Source organism: Ilumatobacter sp. (genome assembly GCF_049588435.1).
Taxonomy (GTDB): Bacteria; Actinomycetota; Acidimicrobiia; order Acidimicrobiales; family Ilumatobacteraceae; genus Ilumatobacter_A.
The window spans coordinates 1-1,531 of sequence record NZ_JBAVYV010000359.1 but is presented as its reverse complement, the minus strand read 5'-3'; the positions used below and the strand labels follow the sequence as shown (position 1 = coordinate 1,531).

Here is a 1,531-nt window from a genome sequence, read left to right as displayed (position 1 = left end):
GGGCGAGGACCGCTGCCCCGATGCCGACGAGCGCACCGGTTGCGGCGGTGATCGCCACGAGTCGCCGACAGACCGTCATCGCACCTCGCGTTCGACCGAGTCGAGTGCACGCAGCAGCGCGGGAACGAAATGATCGGCGGCCTCGACGGGTGCCCCGTGGTCGGCGTCGACGCGGAACACGTCGGCCTGGGGGAGCGCGTTGAAGAGCATCGTCTGACGGCGGCGGCTGACGACCGGGTCGCCCATCGTCACCACCAGCGATGTCGGAACGTCGACGTCGGAGATCCACGAGGTCGAGTCGAATCCACCGATCGCGGTACCGGCCTCGAGGAGCATGCGCCAGTCGTGACTCGCGGCCTCCTGGATCGCCCACGGCTCCCAGTCGCGAGCCTTGCGCTGGAGATACAGCTGGTCGGTCAGCCAGCTGCGGGCCTGCTCGGGGGTGATCCGGGCGAGCGCGGCAAGACCGCTGGCGCCGAGGAACGACAGTCGTTCGATGCGTTCGACGGAGAACACCGGGGCGGTCGCGCACAACGTCAGCCCGCGCACACGCTCGGGATGGCGCCGCCACACGAGCTGCGCGACCGGGCCTCCCATCGAGTAGCCGACCGGCACGAACCGCTCGATCCCGAGCGCATCGGCGACCGCGATTGCATCGTCCGCGCAGTCCTCGAGCCGAAACCGTTTCCTCGATCGCAAGCCCGTCCCATGACCGCGTTGGTCGTAGGCGATGACGCGGTGGCGTTCGGCGAGCGGCCCGTAGCAGCGGAACCAGTTGAGGTCGGCGGTGGCGGTCCAGCCGTGGAGCAGGACGATGGTCATCTCCGCATCGCGGGGACCGAAGTCGCGCACCGGAATCGTCCCGAGCTCTGCCAGTTCGACAGGTTGCGACGGCGGAACCCTGGGCCCGAGCGGGCGGGGAACTTCCGTGTCCGCGTCCGTGTTCATGGACTCGGTGGACCTCGACCGTGACGGTTCGACGTCGTGGCGATCGTCGATCCGGCTCAGACGGTGTCGACCTTCAACACGGTGACCGTCAACGAACCGTTCGGAGCCTCGTACGAGATCGTCGCGCCTGCCTCGGCGCCGTCGAGTGCGGCACCGAGCGGTGAGGTGGCGCTGATCACGTCGGCCCCTTCGATGTCCTCTTCCATGTTGCCGATCAGGTACCGCTCCGCCATGTCCTCGCCGTCGCCTTCGTAGACGATCGTGTAGACCTGCGACGCCGCGATGATCTCGGCGTTCTCCACGAGGTGCTCGAGCTGGCGGATCCGACCCTCCATGTGGCCCTGCTCGTCCTTCGCGGCGTGGTATCCGGCGTTCTCCTTGAGGTCGCCCTCCTCGCGTGCGACTTCGATCTTGTTCGCGACCTCGATCCGACCGCGGGTGGTGAGGTCGTCGTACTCCGCCTTCAGGCGGTCATAGGCAGTTTGGGAGAGCTGCGGATTTGCCATCGCGACACGCTACCCACTGGTCGACCCCCGAAACCGTGTGGACGTCCAGCAACCCGCCGCCACGCGCCTCCCAGCGA

The 1,531-nt window shown here is 67.9% G+C and carries 2 protein-coding genes; both read right to left on the bottom strand.

The window, feature by feature from the left end; all coding sequences use genetic code 11:
* Positions 1 to 75 precede the first annotated feature (75 nt).
* Positions 76 to 822: an alpha/beta fold hydrolase gene (locus WBV89_RS13895; protein ID WP_423981951.1), complete on the bottom strand. Its 747-nt coding sequence runs from the start codon at positions 820 to 822 to the stop codon at positions 76 to 78.
* Between the two features lie 182 nt (positions 823 to 1,004).
* Positions 1,005 to 1,454, bottom strand: coding sequence for a transcription elongation factor GreA (greA, locus tag WBV89_RS13890; protein WP_423981950.1), 450 nt, complete (start codon positions 1,452 to 1,454; stop codon positions 1,005 to 1,007).
* Positions 1,455 to 1,531 lie beyond the last annotated feature (77 nt).